Source organism: Bacillus sp. EKM202B (assembly GCF_011066025.1).
GTDB classification, from domain to species: Bacteria; Bacillota; Bacilli; order Bacillales; family Bacillaceae_G; genus Bacillus_A; species Bacillus_A toyonensis.
In genome coordinates this window covers 167,205-186,458 of sequence record NZ_JAAMNK010000008.1, presented here as the reverse complement: position 1 = coordinate 186,458, position 19,254 = coordinate 167,205, and the positions used below count along the sequence as shown (strand labels likewise).

21 protein-coding genes and 1 pseudogene are annotated in these 19,254 nt (G+C 32.5%); 14 read left to right on the top strand and 8 right to left on the bottom strand.

The features are described 5' to 3' along the window. Window position 1: 1 nt before the first annotated feature. On the top strand, window positions 2-1,543 hold the full coding sequence (locus tag G9F74_RS13070) for an acyl-CoA carboxylase subunit beta (protein ID WP_000886736.1): 1,542 nt from the start codon (window positions 2-4) through the stop codon (window positions 1,541-1,543). A gap of 49 nt (window positions 1,544-1,592) precedes the next feature. Continuing rightward, the gene (locus tag G9F74_RS13065; RefSeq protein WP_016108453.1) at window positions 1,593-3,533 is read left to right on the top strand and encodes an AMP-binding protein; all 1,941 of its coding nucleotides are present in this window, start codon (window positions 1,593-1,595) and stop codon (window positions 3,531-3,533) included. A gap of 465 nt (window positions 3,534-3,998) precedes the next feature. Here G9F74_RS13065 and G9F74_RS13060 read toward each other — a convergent pair whose 3' ends face one another. From G9F74_RS13060 to G9F74_RS13050, 3 genes and pseudogenes are all read right to left on the bottom strand, one after another. Next, complete coding sequence (locus G9F74_RS13060; protein WP_000358201.1) at window positions 3,999-4,166, bottom strand: hypothetical protein; 168 nt, start codon at window positions 4,164-4,166, stop codon at window positions 3,999-4,001. A gap of 301 nt (window positions 4,167-4,467) precedes the next feature. Beyond that, window positions 4,468-4,950 carry an exosporium leader peptide-containing protein gene (locus G9F74_RS30420; protein WP_016108454.1) on the bottom strand — a complete coding sequence of 161 codons (483 nt, stop codon included), beginning with the start codon at window positions 4,948-4,950 and terminating at the stop codon, window positions 4,468-4,470. A 197-nt stretch (window positions 4,951-5,147) separates the two neighbouring features. After that, a pseudogene (locus tag G9F74_RS13050) lies at window positions 5,148-5,515 on the bottom strand (FtsB family cell division protein). Between the two features lie 635 nt (window positions 5,516-6,150). Between G9F74_RS13050 and G9F74_RS13045 the strand changes: the two are divergent. Together G9F74_RS13045 and G9F74_RS13040 are read left to right on the top strand one after the other, a co-directional pair. Then, window positions 6,151-6,531: a hypothetical protein gene (locus G9F74_RS13045; protein WP_000450239.1), complete on the top strand. Its 381-nt coding sequence runs from the start codon at window positions 6,151-6,153 to the stop codon at window positions 6,529-6,531. Window positions 6,532-6,922: 391 nt separating this feature from the next. Then, window positions 6,923-7,384 carry a hypothetical protein gene (locus G9F74_RS13040; protein ID WP_000569861.1) on the top strand — a complete coding sequence of 154 codons (462 nt, stop codon included), beginning with the start codon at window positions 6,923-6,925 and terminating at the stop codon, window positions 7,382-7,384. Window positions 7,385-7,952: 568 nt separating this feature from the next. Here G9F74_RS13040 and G9F74_RS13035 read toward each other — a convergent pair. After that, window positions 7,953-8,231, bottom strand: coding sequence for a hypothetical protein (locus G9F74_RS13035; RefSeq protein WP_080119704.1), 279 nt, complete (start codon window positions 8,229-8,231; stop codon window positions 7,953-7,955). A 596-nt stretch (window positions 8,232-8,827) separates the two neighbouring features. On the opposite strand from G9F74_RS13035, the gene G9F74_RS13030 reads away from it, so the two are divergent. From G9F74_RS13030 to G9F74_RS13010, 5 genes are all read left to right on the top strand, one after another. Then, window positions 8,828-9,184: a hypothetical protein gene (locus G9F74_RS13030; protein ID WP_016108458.1), complete on the top strand. Its 357-nt coding sequence runs from the start codon at window positions 8,828-8,830 to the stop codon at window positions 9,182-9,184. Window positions 9,185-9,287: 103 nt separating this feature from the next. Next, entirely contained in the window at window positions 9,288-9,827 is a 540-nt protein-coding gene (locus G9F74_RS13025; RefSeq protein ID WP_131202478.1) for a GNAT family N-acetyltransferase, read from the top strand. A gap of 50 nt (window positions 9,828-9,877) precedes the next feature. After that, on the top strand, window positions 9,878-10,438 hold the full coding sequence (locus tag G9F74_RS13020; protein WP_016108460.1) for a nucleoside/nucleotide kinase family protein: 561 nt from the start codon (window positions 9,878-9,880) through the stop codon (window positions 10,436-10,438). After that, complete coding sequence (locus G9F74_RS13015) at window positions 10,431-11,171, top strand: alpha/beta fold hydrolase (RefSeq protein WP_016108461.1); 741 nt, start codon at window positions 10,431-10,433, stop codon at window positions 11,169-11,171. The genes G9F74_RS13020 and G9F74_RS13015 overlap by 8 nt, the downstream gene beginning before the upstream one ends. 2 nt (window positions 11,172-11,173) lie before the next feature. Continuing rightward, complete coding sequence (locus G9F74_RS13010; protein ID WP_000288861.1) at window positions 11,174-11,632, top strand: DinB family protein; 459 nt, start codon at window positions 11,174-11,176, stop codon at window positions 11,630-11,632. A gap of 58 nt (window positions 11,633-11,690) precedes the next feature. On the opposite strand, the gene G9F74_RS13005 is transcribed toward G9F74_RS13010, so the two are convergent. The 3 genes from G9F74_RS13005 to G9F74_RS12995 form a co-directional block, all read right to left on the bottom strand. Then, window positions 11,691-12,707: a D-alanyl-D-alanine carboxypeptidase family protein gene (locus tag G9F74_RS13005; RefSeq protein WP_016108462.1), complete on the bottom strand. Its 1,017-nt coding sequence runs from the start codon at window positions 12,705-12,707 to the stop codon at window positions 11,691-11,693. A gap of 181 nt (window positions 12,708-12,888) precedes the next feature. After that, window positions 12,889-14,046: a sensor histidine kinase gene (locus tag G9F74_RS13000; RefSeq protein ID WP_016108463.1), complete on the bottom strand. Its 1,158-nt coding sequence runs from the start codon at window positions 14,044-14,046 to the stop codon at window positions 12,889-12,891. Beyond that, window positions 14,036-14,731, bottom strand: a complete 696-nt coding sequence (locus G9F74_RS12995) for a response regulator transcription factor (RefSeq protein WP_001043192.1) — start codon at window positions 14,729-14,731, stop codon at window positions 14,036-14,038. The genes G9F74_RS13000 and G9F74_RS12995 overlap by 11 nt, the downstream gene beginning before the upstream one ends. A gap of 198 nt (window positions 14,732-14,929) precedes the next feature. Between G9F74_RS12995 and yqeK the strand changes: the two genes are divergently transcribed. The 4 genes from yqeK (at window position 14,930) to G9F74_RS12975 (ending at window position 17,890) form a co-directional block, all read left to right on the top strand. Continuing rightward, window positions 14,930-15,538, top strand: a complete 609-nt coding sequence (gene yqeK, locus G9F74_RS12990; RefSeq protein ID WP_016108464.1) for a bis(5'-nucleosyl)-tetraphosphatase (symmetrical) YqeK — start codon at window positions 14,930-14,932, stop codon at window positions 15,536-15,538. Window positions 15,539-15,551: 13 nt separating this feature from the next. Beyond that, window positions 15,552-16,226, top strand: coding sequence for a DUF3885 domain-containing protein (locus G9F74_RS12985; protein ID WP_016108465.1), 675 nt, complete (start codon window positions 15,552-15,554; stop codon window positions 16,224-16,226). Then, a complete protein-coding gene (gene mtnN / locus G9F74_RS12980) occupies window positions 16,223-16,960 on the top strand; it encodes a 5'-methylthioadenosine/S-adenosylhomocysteine nucleosidase (protein WP_016108466.1) in 738 nt (245 codons plus the stop codon). Before G9F74_RS12985 ends, mtnN begins: the two co-directional genes overlap by 4 nt. Before the next feature lie 81 nt (window positions 16,961-17,041). Further along, entirely contained in the window at window positions 17,042-17,890 is an 849-nt protein-coding gene (locus G9F74_RS12975) for a GNAT family N-acetyltransferase (protein WP_016108467.1), read from the top strand. Between the two features lie 537 nt (window positions 17,891-18,427). Here G9F74_RS12975 and G9F74_RS12970 read toward each other — a convergent pair. Then, window positions 18,428-18,592, bottom strand: coding sequence for a hypothetical protein (locus G9F74_RS12970; protein WP_001115305.1), 165 nt, complete (start codon window positions 18,590-18,592; stop codon window positions 18,428-18,430). A gap of 194 nt (window positions 18,593-18,786) precedes the next feature. Between G9F74_RS12970 and G9F74_RS12965 the strand changes: the two genes are divergently transcribed. Further along, the gene (locus G9F74_RS12965; protein ID WP_001106152.1) at window positions 18,787-19,161 is read left to right on the top strand and encodes a hypothetical protein; all 375 of its coding nucleotides are present in this window, start codon (window positions 18,787-18,789) and stop codon (window positions 19,159-19,161) included. The last annotated feature ends 93 nt before the right edge of the window (window positions 19,162-19,254 follow it).

The following is a 19,254-nucleotide window of genomic DNA, read 5'->3' as shown; positions in this document are numbered from 1 at the left end:
TGTGTTAGATCAAAAACAACAATCAAATAATTTTGAAGAACGAGTTGAAACGATTAAACAAGGTGGAGCACCGAAATATCATGAACAAAACAAAGCAAAAGGAAAACTATTTGTTCGAGATCGTTTAGCTCTTCTATTTGATAATGGCGAATATGTAGAAGATGCATTATTTGCAAATTGTGAGCAAACAGGGTTACCGGCTGATGGTGTTGTAACTGCAACTGGTAAAATACATGGGCGTACTGCGTGCGTAATGGCAAATGATTCAACTGTGAAAGCCGGATCATGGGGAGCTCGTACAGTTGAAAAGATTTTACGTATTCAAGAAACGGCTGAAAAGTTACGTGTTCCATTATTTTATTTAGTTGACTCTGCTGGAGCGCGTATTACAGATCAAGTAGAAATGTTCCCAGGGCGCCGCGGTGCGGGAAGAATCTTTTATAACCAAGTGAAATTATCAGGTAAAGTTCCGCAAATTTGTTTATTATTTGGTCCTTCTGCTGCTGGTGGTGCATATATTCCAGCTTTTTGTGACGTTGTTATGATGGTGGAAGGTAATGCATCTATGTATTTAGGATCTCCACGTATGGCTGAAATGGTTATCGGTGAGAAGGTAACTTTAGAAGAAATGGGCGGGGCTCGTATGCATTGCTCAGTATCAGGATGCGGAGACGTTTTATGTAAGACAGAAGAAGATGCAATTACACAGGCTAGACAATACATTTCATATTTTCCAAGCAACTACTTAGAAAAGACTCCATTGATGACACCTCAAGAACCGAAACAGTTCGATAAAACGTTAGAACAAATCATTCCAGAAAATCAAAATGCTCCTTTCAATATGAAAGATCTGATTAACAGAATTATAGATGACGGCTCATTCTTTGAAGTGAAAAAATTATTTGCTCAAGAACTCATTACAGGTTTAGCACGCATTGATGGTAAGCCAATAGGTATTATTGCAAATCAGCCGCGTATGAAAGGTGGCGTTTTATTCCACGATTCAGCTGATAAAGCAGCGAAGTTTATTAATTTATGCGATGCATACCATATTCCATTATTATTCCTTGCAGATGTACCAGGATTTATGATTGGTACGAAAGTAGAGCGCGCTGGTATTATTCGTCACGGTGCAAAAATGATTTCTGCAATGAGTGAAGCAACTGTACCGAAAATTTCTATCATTGTTCGAAAAGCATATGGAGCTGGTTTATATGCAATGGCAGGTCCGGCATTTGAACCAGATTGCTGCTTAGCATTACCGACAGCTTCTATTGCTGTAATGGGTCCAGAAGCAGCAGTCAATGCTGTATATGCAAATAAAATTGCGGCTTTACCAGAAGAAGAGCGTGCAAGCTTCATTGCTGAAAAACGTGAAGAGTATAAGAAAGATATTGATATTTATCATTTAGCATCAGAGATGGTGATTGATGGTATTGTTCATCCAAACAATTTACGTGAAGAGTTAAAAGGGCGTTTCGAAATGTATATGAGTAAATATCAAGTATTTACGGATCGTAAACATCCTGTATATCCAGTTTAAAAGCCCTATTTAGGGCTTTCTTGCTCAAAAAGTCAAGGAGGGGAAAACATTGAAACAAGCAGTTTGGTTTCCAACAGAAGAGTATAAGGAAAAAACACGTTTATATGGTTGGATGAAATCATTGGGATATGAAGACTATGAAACTTTTTATAATAAATCTATTGAGGAAACAGCTTGGTTTTGGGGAGAGGCAGAAAAAGCAGTTGGCTATCAATGGATGAAACCTTATACAGAAGTGTTAGATTTAGAAAATGGTACGCCATTTGCACAGTGGTATAATGGTGGAACATGTAACGTTGTAGAATCAGCTTTATCCCGCTGGATTGCGGATGAAGTGACAAGAAAACAGCCAGCACTTCAGTACGAAGGGGAAAATGGAACTTCAAAATCATTTACATATGAAGAGCTTGACAATTGGGTAAGCCGTGTTGCTAATGGTTTGAAACAAGCGGGTATTGAGAAGGGCGATCGTGTAACAATTTATATGCCGATGATTCCGGAAACAGTTGTTGCGATGCTAGCTGTAATGAAAATCGGAGCAATTATTTCACCAATATTTTCGGGATTTGCTTCGGATGCAGTTATGACACGCGTACAAGCAGCTGGTTCAAAAATGATTATTACCGCAGATGGATTTTCACGCCGCGGGAAAATTGTTTCTTTAAAGGATGAAGTAGATAAAGCTTGTGAACATTGCCCGACTGTTGAAAAGGTGGTAATTCTTCGTCATGCAGGAAATGATTTTACACCGCATCATTATGACTTTTCATGGAGTACACTAGAAAAAGAAAAACCATTCATACATGCCGATGAAATGCATAGTGATGATCCTTTAATGCTCATATATACATCAGGAACGACTGGTAAGCCAAAAGGAACGGTACACACGCATGCAGGATTTCCTTTGAAAGCAGCTTTTGATGCAGGATTTGGAATGAATATTAAACAAGGTGATCGTGTATTATGGGTAACTGATATGGGCTGGATGATGGGGCCATTTTTATTATTCGGTTCACTCATAAATGGTGCAACGATGGTTATGTACGAAGGTGTTCCAGACTTTCCAGAAGCAGATCGCTTATGGGAGACGGTTGATAAATATGAAATTACTCATCTCGGTATTTCGCCAACGTTAATCCGTGCATTAATGGCAAAAGGTGATGAGTATGTGAATAAACATTCTTTAAAGAGTTTAGAAGTATTCGCATCAACAGGAGAACCTTGGAATCCTGATCCATGGATGTGGCTGTTTGAAACAGTTGGAAAAGGAAAAGTGCCAATCTGTAACTATTCAGGCGGAACTGAAATTTCTGGTGGGATTTTCGGTAATGTTCTGATTAAGCCAATCGCACCAATTAGTTTTAACGCATCGTTACCAGGTATGGCTGCGGTTGTACTTGATGATCAAGGTAAACCAATCCGTGATGAAGTTGGAGAATTATGTTTAGAGAAACCTTGGGTTGGAATGACGAAAAGTTTCTGGGAAGACGATGAGCGTTATGTGAACACATATTGGTCACGATTTGAAAATAAATGGGTTCATGGTGACTGGGTTATTTATGATGGTGAACAATATATCATTACAGGGCGTTCAGATGATACGCTAAATATTGCTGGTAAACGTATTGGGCCTGCTGAATATGAGTCTATTCTTGTGAAACATATTAATGTAATAGAAGCAGCTTCCATTGGTGTACCTGACGATGTAAAAGGTGAGGTGTGTCATTGCTTTGTAGTATTACGAGATGGTGTAATATTTACAGCAGAATTAAAGAAAGAATTAATGAGTTTAGTAAATTCTCATATCGGAAAAGCATTATGTCCAAAGGATATCCACGTTGTAGAGGATTTGCCAAAAACACGTAATTCTAAAGTAATGCGACGCGTCATCAAAGCGGCTTACTTAGGAAAAGAATTAGGAGATTTATCATCACTTGTAAATCCAGAAGTAGTTCCACATATTCAGGGGCTACAGTCTAGTAAATTATAAATGTAGGAATGAGCTCTATGTAAATGGAGCTCATTTTTCATGTTTATAAAAAGAGAAGAAGTAAATTTGAAGTAGTAAAATTCTACTTGTATTATTACGACGTATGTTTGTTTTATAGTTTTTATCAAAATAGGATTGTGGCATGTCTATTCATTGGAGTGATTGAATTTTGTTAAGGATGAAAATTTAGTGAAGCGAAAAGTAATGAATAAAAGGAGAAATCCCTGGGGGACAGGGATTCACTAAGGGAGATAGTATTGTCGTGCAATGTCGAAATTTGGCGTATTCGACAAATTAATATTATCACGAATTTTCAGGAGATTGTGATAGGGAATGTGTCAAAAATGTGTACGTATTTCCTATTTAAGTGTTATGTAAATAGGAAAAGGGAAAAAATTAAGTTCACTCGTTCTTAAGAATTTTTCCCCTTAAAATTTAGTATTTGTTCGTTATTCTATATACGTCTTAATTTGGTAAATCTTCAACATGTAAAGATTGAGTATTGCCCTTTTTGTTTGAATTATGTGCCTGCTGAGATGTTTCTTGCATTTGCTCTTGGGCTTTACTAGGAGTATTCAGCGCATCAGATGATACATGATCAAGTTGTTGACTTAATAAATCTTTTTTATCCATGTTGTGTAGCTCCTTTTTGAACTTTGATATAAAAACGAAGTGTTTTTAAATAGTTACGTGGGTATTATGTATCTTTGAATGGAATTATATACACAAACTACATTGAGAAGTTAACTACTTTTAAAAATTACCTGTGATGACAAGCTGAAGAAATATAAAGATCATTAGTGATTAATAAAAGCGTTATTTTAGTAGGGTGTTTCGAAATTTCATTTAAAAAGAACATCCCCATGATAAAAAAGAGCACTGTAAATCAGTGCTCATCTTATCAGAAACTGCTTAGTCCTTAAAAACAAAACCATTACGGACAATTCACAATGGTAATAGTGACGCTAGCCATTGTTCCAGGAGAATCAAGAAGTGAAGCAGTAACGGTTACTGTTCCAGGCCCATTAGCGGCTAGAAATACAGCGGTAAAGTTACCTGAAGCATTGGTAATGACAGCAAGAGGAACCATGAAAGCAAGAGAAGGGTTACTAAATGAAAAACTGACCACTACCCCTGGAGTAGGACTACCGTTTACTAATACTTGCCCCGAAAAAAATAAAGTATTATTTCCTTGAGTGGATACACATGCTGTGGTTTCGTTAGAAGTCAAGGTAATAGATGCAGGTCCAGCAGGAAGATTAAATCCAGTTGGTCCGGTTGGTCCGGTTGGTCCAGTTGAAGCAGTAGCTCCTGTAGAACCTGTGGGACCAGTAGGGAATTGAAAGGGTTGAACAGGTGGAAGTGTAGGTCCAATAGAACCGGGATTATGTGCAACAAAAGATAAAAACTCGTCCATAATTTATCACCTCTAAAAATTGTATTACTATTAGTAAATGTACTGACAGAGCAAACTGAAATGGACAAGCGGTTGTATTTTAATAAATTAAACAAAATAGTTATTTGATAGAAAGAGAGAGTAGTATGATTCCTTTAGAAATTAAATATAAAAAGGCGATTATCTTCAAATCGCCTTTTGGGTAATGCAGTGTAATTTTATTCAGTTATTTGAAATATAGTTTCATTCGGTTTAGAAAATCCATACAATTTCCTTGCGAATTTTAAAATTTCTTCTTCACTACTTGTTAAAGCTTTAACATCATTCTTAAGGGAATGGCCATCCTTCTTTACAGAAGATAATTTTTGTTGTTCCGTATTCAGCGTGATTTGTTTTTCTTTAATCATTTCTTGTTGGTTATTCAGAGAATATTGAAGGACAAAAATTATAGGTACCATAATAGCCAAAGTAGTTATAATACGGCGTCTTGTTTTTTTCTATTGCCTTGTTGTGTATTAGGGTTCACTTGCTGTGAGGGTATATTAGGACTTGATTGGTGTGATGATACTTTTGGGATGTTTCCCATTAAAATGCCTCCATTACTGATTGTAGAATTTAAACCGTTTAAAAGTATTATAAATGTTTAATGGGAATTTTAGAAGATATTTTAATATAGTTGCATATCGTAAAGTTTAAACAAAATCCTTATTTACATAAAAGAAACACCGATTGTCTGCGAGGCTCCTAAGGATAATCATCAAGTAATGAAGTACTCGACTAATTAACGATATCACGAATTTTTGGGTAAAAACACTGAAAAATCCGTTTAAATTAATAGGAGTATCATTTGAAATAAAAACGCTATTTTAATAGGGAAGGGAATAATGATGATTCCATGGGATAAGCGAGTATACATTGTATCAAGGTGATCATTTTATTACAGAGGGGACAATTGTAGAGGTTAGTGAAAAGGCAAATAAATCATTATATTGGCTCCAGTGCATGATAGCTCCAAGTTATGAAAAAGTGTGCGGGAATAGTATAAAGCGACTTCGGTTGATTCGGATAGATAATGACGAAGAATGAGATGATTAAGGATAGGTATTGAATATGCCATATTTGTATGAATAAAGAGCAGAATATAGCCAATATATAGGTGCTGAAATTGTTCTAAAGGTAGGAATATCTGAAATATAAATAATTGAGGGGAGTGAACTAAAAATGGAAACTAGCACTTTTTTAGGATTGTTTTGGGGATGGATCACGGTTATCGTATCGGGAATACTTTTCGTACGCCCATCGGTATTACGTGAATTGAAAAAATTAGTGGTTGAAGACAGAGGGTTTGGTATTATGTACGGTTTTTTATCGATTTTCCTAGGGCTAGGCACTGTAATCTTACATAATGTATGGGCATTCAACTGGCAGGGGTTCCTAACGGTTATTGCATGGCTTGCATTATTAAAGGGAATTTACATAATTGCATATCCTGAACCCTCCAAGAAAACTGATTTTGAATTAAGGATACTATCTACACGTATAGCGCTCGCTATCATTGGCGCCTTGGCTTTATGGATGCTTATAGTAATTTATATAAAATAATCTTTTTCTAATGAGAAATATACTAAAATATGAGAAAAGGCTATAATAATAATTATAAATTTAGTCCTACTGGAAGAATCCGTGGACATCAAACTAAAAAGGGAGTTGTTATATTACTCTGTAGTTTGGTGGCCACTTTTTTATTTTTTATTAACAAAATAGATCAGGGTTATTTTTATAAATGACGCAATTAACTTCCGAATTAAAACTGACCGGAAAGAAATGTATGTTTGTTCGGGAGGGGTGTTAAAGAAATTATTACAACTGTGTAAGGTTAATGTAATATTAATCGATAGTAAATCAAGATACTTAAGTGTATTTTTAATAGGATTTGAAAGTACTGTTTTTAACATATTGGGTTAAATAAAATTTAATTAGGAAGTGTAATACAATGATTGAGATTAAATCTATGATTTATTCGTACAAACTAAAAAGAAGAATAGCTAAAGATTTATATGGCAGCAGAGATGAGTTGACGATGTTATTAAATGAATTTAATAATATGAAAAGTAAACTGAAGTCTGACAAAAAGAAAAATAATATGTTATCTCGTTTACAATTAATGTACCAAAATATGAAATTAGACAAGCAGTATTCTCTTCCGTTTGCTCTTAATAGTAGGTTATTGGAGCGATTAGAAGATGAATCTATTCAAACAACTGAAGAATGTGTATCATGTCTACACGTAATGTTAGAAATAAATTATGAGAAAATAAAACATTATGGATCTAATACAAGTAGGTCATTTGTTCCTTTATCACAATCTTCCATTTGTCTTGCTGATTTTGTTTGTTTGACAGGATTTGTTTTATTAGGCTTACTAGGAACAATTACATTTGGAGGGATAATGTAATCTTTTTATTCACTTACATAAAAGACCACCCATTTAAGGTGGATTTCTTAGTTACATAGAAGAGCTCATGCGATAGACAGGGAAGAATGACACGGATGCTAATTTCTAGTTGCTCATTGTTAATGCATTGTGTAACTAGAAAGATAAAATGTTATGATGCTATGAATAACAAGGAATTTAGCGTTTGGGCTAGTTACACAAAATATAAGATATGGGTAACTCATAGTAAACGTGAAATGATAAACCCTATGTTGTCGCAGCGATTAAGTGAGTATGCTGAGGGTTTGTTATTGATGCAAAATTAAGTGTTACAGGACTTAATGCACCATAGCAAAAGGAAAACTTACTACTGTAAATAAAGTGTATGTGAAATAATTACAAAGTCGATTTATAAGAGTCAGCTTATATTTCGACACTCCACTCAACTTGTAACTATAGATGGCAGTCTAAATCTTTATGTGTTAATATACAAAAAGCCGACTATACTCAGTCAGCTTTTTGTATATTATATTCTAGTATTTATCGATCCCAAAAGACATATTCTTTCCGTTAAGTTGACATTAAAATCTTACCAATGTTTTCTTTTACAATGACAACAAATAAAGAAACATTTACAACGACACTTATTTCGTTTAGAACTCCAATCATCATCACAATGATGCTTTTCTTTAGATTTCCACCAATCATCATTACAATGCTTTTCCTTAGAACTCCAATCATCATCACAATGATGCTTTTCTTTAGACTTCCACCAATCATCATCACAATGATGCTTTTCTTTAGACTTCCACCAGTCATCACAACAATGCTGTTTCTTAGAACTCCAGCAATCATTATTCCAGGACATTTTTTTATACCTCCCTTCAAATAGGATTACTATCATTCTATGTTTTAGTGAAGAAATGGCTTGTTTATAAACCTATTATTTTATCTTTATATGATAGAGTGCTTTCTACTACATATAGAATTCATAAAAACTATGCTAATTTCCAAGAGATAGTGGAGAGAATTACTGGTTATGACATTTATCAATAAACACATGTTGAAGAAAACATTCTGATTATAAATAATATCTAATTTTGGAGTACGTTTTTCTGAATGTATATTTCAAAACAGCAGAGAAAAAATATATTATATTACTGCAAACAAAGCCTATGTATATGTAAAGTAATAGGAAAAACAGCTAACTCTTAAAGGAGCTGGCTTATTAAAAGAAAAAAAGATTCATTTGATAAAGAGGTTATCTAAACTTTAAATTCAGCAGAATTAAATCCAAGTCCCCTCATTAAAGAAGCCGCTAACTGTTAAAGAATTGTTTTTATAATTAATAAAGAAAAAAATGTTTAGTACAATTGTTTGTTTTTTTCTTTCTATGTGTTTGCCTCGTACACTTTTAAGCTAGTGGACATACTTTACTAATAGAAAGGATTAGGGGGTGAGGTTTTGGGTTCTCGATTTAATAATTGTAAAAAGAAGTGTACATGTAAACAGGATGATTGTTGGGAGATATTCGAAGAGTGTAACAAAGAAAAGCATGAGAAATGTGATAATTCTTGTGTGCAAGGAATTAGAGATGAGCTTAAGAAATTAATTAATCGCACAGTTCAAATTAATACAGAGGGACGTACTTATGTAGGTACTGTTTCGTCTGTAAGTTGTGATGTAGTTAAGCTTGCAGCTATTCCTGGATCTGTTGCAGTAATTATCTCCATTTGCAAAATTGAAGCAATTTTCCCTCCTGTTACAACGATTACTGCAGAGTTTGATTTTAATGGTGTTGACGTAGCAAATAAAGCATAATTATGCTTTGTTTGTAAAGCCATTCTGATGAATGGCTTTATTTTAATTTCGTATAAAAGGAGAATATATTCTTTATATAGAAATAAGTTTGAGGCTATAAAGAGTGATGTACGAAAGGAGAATGAGAGTGATTAAATTAGTGCCCTTTAAAAGATCTGATTTCAAACAATTAATAAATTGGATTCATTCCGAACAATTTTTAATACAGTGGTCAGGAAATGCATTTACATATCCTTTAAACGAACAGCAATTAGAGAAATATATAGAAAGTGAAAATACACTCGCTTTCAAAGTAATAGATGAAAAGACTGAAGAAGTACTTGGTCATATTTCACTTGGTCAAATAGACGATATAAATAAGTCTGCGAGAATTGGAAAAGTGTTAGTTGGTAATACGAAAATGAGAGGGCGTTCAATAGGAAAACATATGATGAAAGCAGTACTTCATATTGCGTTTGAAGAATTAAAACTACATAGAGTAACTCTTGGCGTGTATGATTTTAATACGTCGGCCATTTCTTGTTATGAAAAAATAGGATTTGTAAAAGAAGGTTTATTAAGAGATTCAAAAAAAGTAGGAGAAACGTATTGGAATTTATGGGAAATGAGTATGCTAGAATATGAATGGAATAATAAAAAATAATAGCTTCTTATAATTTTATTATGTTAATTAAAAGGGATTGGTGGGAAATTATGAATAGAAAGACTATAGTAATCACAATTGCAGCTGTTTCAGGGGGAGGTAAAACTACTATTACAGAAAGTTTAACTCATGAGTTAACAAATTCAAAAGCGCTATTTCTTGATAGTTATAACTTTGATAACTGTCCTGCTGATATTTGTAAATGGATTGATGATGGAGCGAATTATGACGAGTGGGTACTTACACCATTAATTCATGATATTCAGCATCTTATACGAGATAGTAAATTAGACTATATTATTGTAGATTATCCTTTTGCATACTTAAATAGAGAAATGGGGCAGTTCATTGATGTAACTATATTTATTGACACACCTTTAGATATTGCAATGGCTAGAAGAATTTTACGAGATTTTAAAGAAGATACTATGAGTGAAATACATAATGATTTAAAACATTACATGGCACATGCGAGAAAAGCTTATTTAGAGGCAATTCATACTGTTAAACCGAATTCAGATATCGTATTGGATGGATCTTTTTCTGTAAGTGAAATAATTGATCATGTTGTTGAGGAACTTGACCGAAGAGAAGTGATTGTCAATGGTTAAATGTATAGAGGAATATGTACAAGTTGATGATTTTAAAATGTATACGAAAGTATTTCAAGGAAAAAAGCGGCAGCCTGTTATTATAATGGAATCAGGCTACGGGGATTATTCAAAGGCATGGGATTATATTGCTGAAAGACTGACGGAATTTGGGACGATACTTACATATGATCGAGCTGGATTAGGGAAAAGTGGGAAGAGTTCCAAGCAACGTATTAGTTCTGAAATGGTCAAAGATTTAAGAACATGTTTAAATCTTTTACAACTGAGGCCACCTTATATTTTTGTAGGGCATTCTTTTGGTGGTATAAATGCACGGTTATTTACGGTTTTTTATCCCGAGGATATGTTGGGAACAGTTTTGGTTGATTCGAAACCAGAAAATTATAAAGAAGTATTTTTGCCAATCATGTCTCCAGAATTTCAAGAAGCTTACTATAAACAATTTGCATATGAAAGTTCATATGAAGAGTTTATGTTTAGTCTAGGTGAAGCAGATAGACATTGTAAATCAATGAACGATATTCCCCTTGTCGTGCTAGCTGCTGGTAAAAAAGCTTTTTATTCGCAAGCTGCACAACTGAAATGGTTACAATTACAAAGAGAATTATTACAATTATCCAGTAAAAGTAAATTTATAATTGCAGAACATAGCGGTCACTATATTCAAAAGGATGAGCCACATTATATTATAGGTGCTGTTAAGTGGATACTTGGGGTAGGGGAGAGATAAATGTGTACACTGTATTTCAATATAACTGGCAAGTAAGAGAAGATTGGTTTAAGTGGTGTGAACAACTTACAGTGGAAGAATTACTTCGCAAACGTGTTGGTGGTGTTGGAAGTATATTAGAAACATTATTTCATATTGTAGATGTTGAGTATAGCTGGATTTGTGATTTGAAAGGAAAAGAAGTAGATGAGCCGCAATTTAAGGATTATCAATCTATTCAAAAAGTGAAAGCATTATCTCATTTGTATAATAAGGATTTAGAGGGATTTTTACAATCGTGGACAGAAGACTTAGAGAATAAAATATTAAAAGTTTCATGGACGGATAAAGAGTACAAGTATGGTGAAGTGTTACGACATGTTGTCGTACATGAAATTCATCATATAGGTCAGCTATCAATATGGGCAAGAGAGTTAAATCTTCAGCCCGTTTCAGCGAATTTAATTGGAAGAGGATTATAGACGTAAAAACCGACTTGTACTGTAAACGCAAGTCGGTTTTTATATGTAAGAAGATTTCTTAGTTGAAATCCTCGGATTTTCTTTGACGTAAATGTAAAAACATTAAAATTGTAATAATGAAAAAGATCATCATCGTTTGTATGATTAAATTTTTAAACTGTAGCAATATTGCCCAAGATGTAAGAGTATCTTTAAAAGCTTGGAGTGCAGAGTACGAGGAAGGTTCAAAACCGTACTGAAGTAATTTTTTTGTTTCAATAAAAGTAGTGTTTTCTTCATCGGATTCTAATATTACTGAAATAAGCCTAGTATCTCCTAGTTTTGCAGTACCGACAAAACTATTATTACCGTTAGTTGAAAAACTAGTTTGCAAGCCATCAACACCTTGGAATTTAATGTTTTCATTGAGGGAATAAATCATTTTATTTGTGTTGAAAACTTGAAAATTTTTGAAGGTAAATTGGTAAGAGGTTAGTTTCGTCATATTCAGTACATTAGGGAAATCTTTTACTAAATGCGTTGCTAGTTTAGCTGCATCTTTCGCTGTTGTATTCGATTGTTTATTTGTATCTTGATTAGCTCCAGTAGAGTTTAGAAAAGGAGATGGCTGTGATAACTGTAGCTGTTTTGCTTTTTCATTCATTAACGTTGTAAAGTTATCTTCATTGCCACCAATGTGTTCTGCCAGTGCGAGTGCAGAACGATTATTTCCTGTTAAAAGCAATGCATGAAGTAAATCACGAACCGTCGTTTTATCCTTTGCTGTTACTTGCATAGGAGTCGTTTCCGCTTGGAATAATTCGTTACTTATTTTTACGGATTCATCTAACTGTATTTTGCCGTTATTCAGTTGTTCCAATACGATATACTCTGTCATTAATTTAGACAAAGTAGCTGATTGTATAGGGGTTTCTTCATTTTTTTTATAAATAACTTCACCTGAATTAGCATCTATTAAAATAGCTGATTTAGCTTGAATAATTGGACCATTTACATAAAGATAAAAATATAAAACGATAAGTGCAGTAATAATAAAAGATAATAATAAAATTGTGAATTTTTTCAAGAATTGCATAAGCGATCCTCCTACTATGACATCAATAATAATATTGTAAAAAGGAATGCTTAATTAGGAAGAAAGAAAAGGTAAAGAATTTCTAAAGAATTATAAAAGATTATTAAACTTTGGATATTGATGGAAAATAAAAGGTTCAATTTCTTATCGTATTAGAAATTGAACCTAAAATTATGGTGTATTAATTTTTATATGGTAGTAGTTTTACAGTGAAAGTTGTTTTCTTGTCATCACTATATACTTCAATCGTTCCTTTATGCAGTTCGACAATACTTTTTGCAATTGCTAATCCGAGTCCTGATCCACCAGTGTGTGTTGAACGTGATTTTTCAACACGATAAAAACGTTCAAAAATATGAGGTAAATCTGTACTAGGAATAGGTTGTCCGTAATTTGTTATATCAATTGTAATCATATTATTGCTTTCATAAGCGGTAAGGTCAATATAACCACCTTCGTTTCCATAAGCGATAGCGTTTATAATAAGATTTTCAAATACACGCACTAATTTGTCTCCATCAGCTAATACCATGAGTTTTTGAGAGGGGAAAGAAGGACGGCATTGAATATTTGCTTCTTGCACTTGTATTCGGAATTGAACAGTTAATTGTCCAAGTAGCTCTACAATATCAATGGGAGCAGAATATAAACTTAACTCTTTATTTTGAACACGGGTGTATTCAAACAAGTCATTCATTAATGCATTTAGACGTGTTACTTTACCATAAATGACTTGTATGTAATGACGTAATTCCACTTCATCTCTATAATTATCATGATGGATTAAATTCACGTATCCAACTATTGATGTAAGGGGAGTACGTAAATCATGTGATACATTTGTAATTAGTTCGCTTTTTGCTTGTTCTGCCTGTCTTTCTTCGTCAATTGACTCTTTTAATTGTTCAACAATTTGATTGACCCCAGTCGCTAACTCTTCTAAATAATTATGATTTACGATGGAAACTTTATGATTGAAATTTCCATTTGCAATATAACGAATCTCTTCTATCATTTTTTTTATACAAGTTTCATAGTAAAGCTTTCTCTCGTGACGATAAAAAATATATAGATAGGATGAAAAAATAGAAAATAAAAATAAATAAGAAACAATCATCATCCATAAAGATTCTTTAATCCCTTTATACTTTTCATAACCAAAAATCCGAATGAATTCTTTACCGAGTTCGGTTAGAGTAAGTGAACTCTCGATTACACTCGTAATGAGGCGATATATAATTAATTCAGTAATAGGTGTAAGAGTGATAGCTAATAAAAACCAAAAAATTATCTTCCATTTTGGGATATCTTTTAAAATATCAAATGCTTCATTTCTCAATTTTATAGCCTACTCCCCATACAGTATGAATAAATTTTTCTCCATTCATTACTGTTTCAAGTTTATCCCGTAAATTACTAATATGAACCATTACAGTTTTATTTGAACCATAACCATCTTCATTCCAAACACGTTCGAATATTTCTTCGGAACTAAATACTCTTCCTGTATTGCTCGCTAGTAAATATAAAATATCAAATTCAATAGATGTAAGTTTAATATATTCATTATTTACTTTAACAGTATGATTATGCTTATGGATTTCAGCTGTTCGAATACGAATGATACCATCGTCTTTCTTTTGAGTAGCAGCGTTTTGGAAAGTGGATCTTCTCAGCAAAGCTTTCACTCTAGCGACTAATTCTAGTGGATTAAACGGTTTAATCATATAATCATCTGCACCTGTCATAAGCCCTAATATTTTGTCCATGTCTTCAGCCTTTGCACTCAGCATAAGGATAGGTACAGTATTATTTTCACGCACTTCCTGACAAACTTCTAATCCATTTCGCTTTGGCATCATAATGTCCAAAATCATGAGGTCAACTTCATATGCAGATATCATTTGTATTGCTTCATCACCGTCATAAGCTTTAAAAATGTTATATCCTTCATTTCGTAAATAAACAGCGAGTAACTCTACAATATCTTTATCATCATCAATAATTAATATGCTTTTATTCATTATATAGTTAGTTCCTTTCCTTACAAATCATCAACACTACTATAATAACAAACATTTATGTACTTTGTAGCAATGATTTTACATAAAATTTCATGTAACGTATTAAAAAGGAATTAAAGCATTCATAACGAATTAAAAATAGAAGAATTATTTGAATTTCCTATTATATTGAAGGGACGTAATAAGGAGGAGATTAACGTGTTATATAATGAAATATGTTCATTTACTCCAACTGGGAAAATAGAACATGATATAAAAGAGTTTCTATTAAAATACAATAAAGAATTTACATATAAACATTCAATTCGTGTGGCAAATGAAGCCCGAAAAATAGCGATAATGTTTCATGAAAATGAAGAAAAAGCAGAAATTGCAGGGTATTTACATGATATAAGTGCAATCTTTCCGAATGAGGAACGGATTAAAGTTGCTGAAGCAGTTGGAATCGAAATATTACAAGAAGAACGGAAATTTCCAATGATTATTCATCAAAAACTATCGAGAGTAATCGTAAAAGAGATATTTAAAGTGGAAGATGAAGAGATTTTAGATGCAATTTGTTGCCATACTACATTGCGTAAACATGCAACGAAGATGGATTTAGTGTTATTTGTTGCAGATAAAATAGAATGGGATCAAAATGGGACACCATCATACTTAGTAGGTATAAAAAATGGATTAGAAAAATCTTTAGAACATGCTGCTTTTGTATATATTTCATATTTGTGGGAAAGAAAAGATACATTGAAAGTTATACATCCGTGGCTAGAAGAAGCTTATTGGCATTTAAAAGAACTTGTAGAGTAGAAAGGATACGAAAATGCAGTTAAAAGAATATATGAATCAAACATTTCCAGGAGTTACGTTAGTACCGTCCATATACTCTCAGTGGGAAAATCATCTACATTTTAATTTTGGGAAAGATAAATATCAAATTGTAGAAGGAACCGACGATTTAAATATGGAATACTTCTCTCAACTATATACATATAATAAATACTTATTTGAAGATAGATTTTTAAAAGAAGATGTAGTGTTTATAGTAGCAAATGTTTATCGGTTTAAAAAGGAAAATATAAAAACTCCACAGAAAATAAATATATACAATAAATATATTAAAAAGAGAGATTTAAAGTTTCGTATAAGACAAGAAATGTTACCTTTTCTATTTGAAGATAAAGAAGCAGATTTATATTGTACATCTCAATTTTCTTTAAAATGTCTTGCGGAAGATATTAAATATGAACCACTTATTCAAGCTGTTAATCATGAGGATTTTCCAGATCTTTATCCTCGTTTTGGACGCAAAAAAGAGGTTTCTTATCCTGACGTATTTCTCATTAACGCAACGAAAGATATTGTCATGTTTATTTATGATGATAGAGGATGTGAAGTCATTGCGAAGAATAAAGAAATAATACGAGGCTTATATGAAAAATACAAAGAGTGGATTCCAGATTATGAACGAGAAAGTATAGATAGCTTATTTAAATGACAGTAGGGGAAGTGAAGTGTGTAATGAAACGTATCGCAATCGTATCCGCATGGGAACCAGAACTTACGCATTTGCATCAACATTATCCGAGTGAACGCATTGAAAAAAGAGCAGCTTGGGAATTTCATTTTCATTATATAAATGATCTGGAAATTATTTCAGTAATAACTGGTGTTGGCAAAGTAAGTTGTGCTAGTTGTGTACAATTATTAATAAGTGAATTTCAGCCGGACGAGCTATTTATGACAGGAATATGCGGAAGTTTATCAAATAAGGTGAAAAATGGTCACATTGTAGTAGCACTTAATGCAATACAACACGATGTTACTGCTGCTGGTTCAGGGGAAGATGTTTTTAATTTATATGATGGTAGAACAGCACCTATTGAAACAACAAAGTCAATTGTAAGAAAAATAAAAAAAATACGATCTTATGATCCAGTTCACTTCGGTACGTTCTTATCTGGAGATCAGCGTATTCGTAGTTCCGAAATGAGATATTTACTGCATACTGTATACGGAGCATTGGCGGTTGATCAAGAAGTCGCTGCTTTCGCTTACGTATGTCATATAAATAAAAAACCATTTTTATGTTTAAAAGCTGCTTCAGATCAAGCGAATGATAAAACGAAAGAAGAACAAAAGGTTTTTAAAATGTTAGCATGTGAACGAGCATGTGAGCATTTAATTGCTTTTTTACGTGTTTATGAGATTACTGTAGTAAATAATAGATAGTTAAAAGATTCAGGTGAAAGGAATTCATTTCATGTATTTGAATGTAGTATATAACAAGCCAAAGCGGAGGATTATATTTATATGATTCAATATAAAAGATGTAGTGAAGTAAGTATAGATTTAGTGTATGGAGCTTTTAAGGATGGATTTTCAGATTACATCATTAAAATGGATGTTTCAAAAGAAGATCTTATACAAAGGTTTTTGGGACCAGAAGGTAACTCGCTAGAACACTCTTTTCTTGCTTTAGATGGTGACAAATCTGTTGGCATAATACTTGGTGGTATAAAGGTTTATGAAACTATAAAAACAATGCGTTGTGGAACATTAGCTGTTCATCCAGAGTTTCGCGGCATTGGAGTAAGTCAAAAGTTATTTGAGCTACATAAAGAAGAAGCGATACAAAATGAATGCCAGCAACTTTTTCTTGAAGTTATTGTAGGTAATGATAGGGCGATTCATTTTTATAACAAATTAGGTTATGAAAAAGTGTATGATCTTTCTTATTATAATTTAAATGATGTAACTAAATTAACAAATAAAGATAATAAAAATATTGAAGTGCAAAGATTAGAATTTCAAACATTTAAACTTGAAATTCAGAAATGGCTTAACTTCCATATAAATTGGCAAAATGATATTGATTACATGGAAAAAACAAATAATACGTATTACGGTGCATATGTTGATAATGATTTAAAAGGGTCTGTATGTGTAAATGAACAAGGTAAAATTAGTTATATTTTCGTAGATAAAGATTATAGAAATATTGGGATTGGGATGAAATTATTACAAGTAGCAAGAGTAGAATCGAATTTATCAAGTTTATCTATTGGTTTTCCAAACAACAGTTTACTGGAAGGGTTTTTAAAGAAATCTGGGTTTAAAAAGAATTCTTTAGCACAATATGAAATGTATTTATTGTTATAAAAAGCGGAAGGAATTATTCTTTGCGCTTTTTATTTTTGCACTATGAGCGTAAAATGGTTCACACATATAATCCCCACATACTATATGTGCGGTTTTTTTATTAGAGGCTTATTTATAAAGTGACAGTAAAATAACGAGAGATTACATATTGAATAAGAAACGAGGAAGCAGGTTAGAAATTATATAACAGTTCCAGAAAGCAGGGAATAGTTTTTTGGAAATTAGATTTTTTTGAAAATAAAAAGGCGGTTGTTTCCGCAACCACCTTTCAGTAAAACAAAGCACTTTTTCAGAAATAAATTATGGATGATTCTAAAAAAAGTTATAGGATATAATCCCATTTTTATAACCGAAGTGACGAGCTTAATTTATAAGAAAGGAATGACTATATTATATGAAAATTTGTGTATAATGGTTACAAAGAAAAGAGCAGCTAGCAAAAGTGAACTGCTCCATTAAAGGCATATGGTTAAGAAATGGGTGTTTACAGTATTGATTGAATAGTAAGGTTTATCGAGACGAGAGGAATTATATAAATTAAATTATGATAGTCGATATTCTCCATATTGACCAGAAAAAAACTAAAAATTCTAGTGAAATTCCAAGCGTTCTTTTCTTAGGTTTTTGAATTTCTTTTATTAGATAACCTGCAGCACTAATTGCTATAAGTATGAAAAGAATGAGTTCTAATGTTTCTGGCATTACATCTACTCCTAATTATATATTTAGTTTATTATATAACAATTAAGAGATTATTTGAAGATTAAAAGTAAGGATTGAAAAGTTTGAATTTGTTTCTTCTTTCGTTATCTTTTTAAATGTCACTTTCATAATAATATTTTATTTTGTAAAATATTATTATTTTATGTAGAATAGATAGGATGGGAGGGAATGAAATGAATTATGGTTTAAAGTTTAAGATTCTTGAATTACAATGCTTCATTCAAAAGACTTATTCTGATATTAAAACAGCATGTGATATTGCTATTTATCAAGAAAACACTTCTAAATATTTAATTTCATTAGGATTTTTAAATAAATCATATATGACTTATATAGAAGCAAAAAGATTTTATCGTGAAAATGACGAGCTTGTAAGTGTAGAATTTGATAATTTCTTTGATGCGTATGACAAATTAGAACACGAATTAAAACAAGTTATTTCAAGAGAAGATAGAAATCCTTCATTGCTACATAGCAAATTTGATCAGTTTCAACAGAAAATTGAAAATATAAATGACCTAATAAAAGTTTTGGAAAATGCTCGTTAATAAATTATTTTTCTTTGTTACATAGAAATTATACATTATAAACATTTTTGGGGTAATATGTATTGCGAATCTATTGTAAGAAGGTGACTTTTG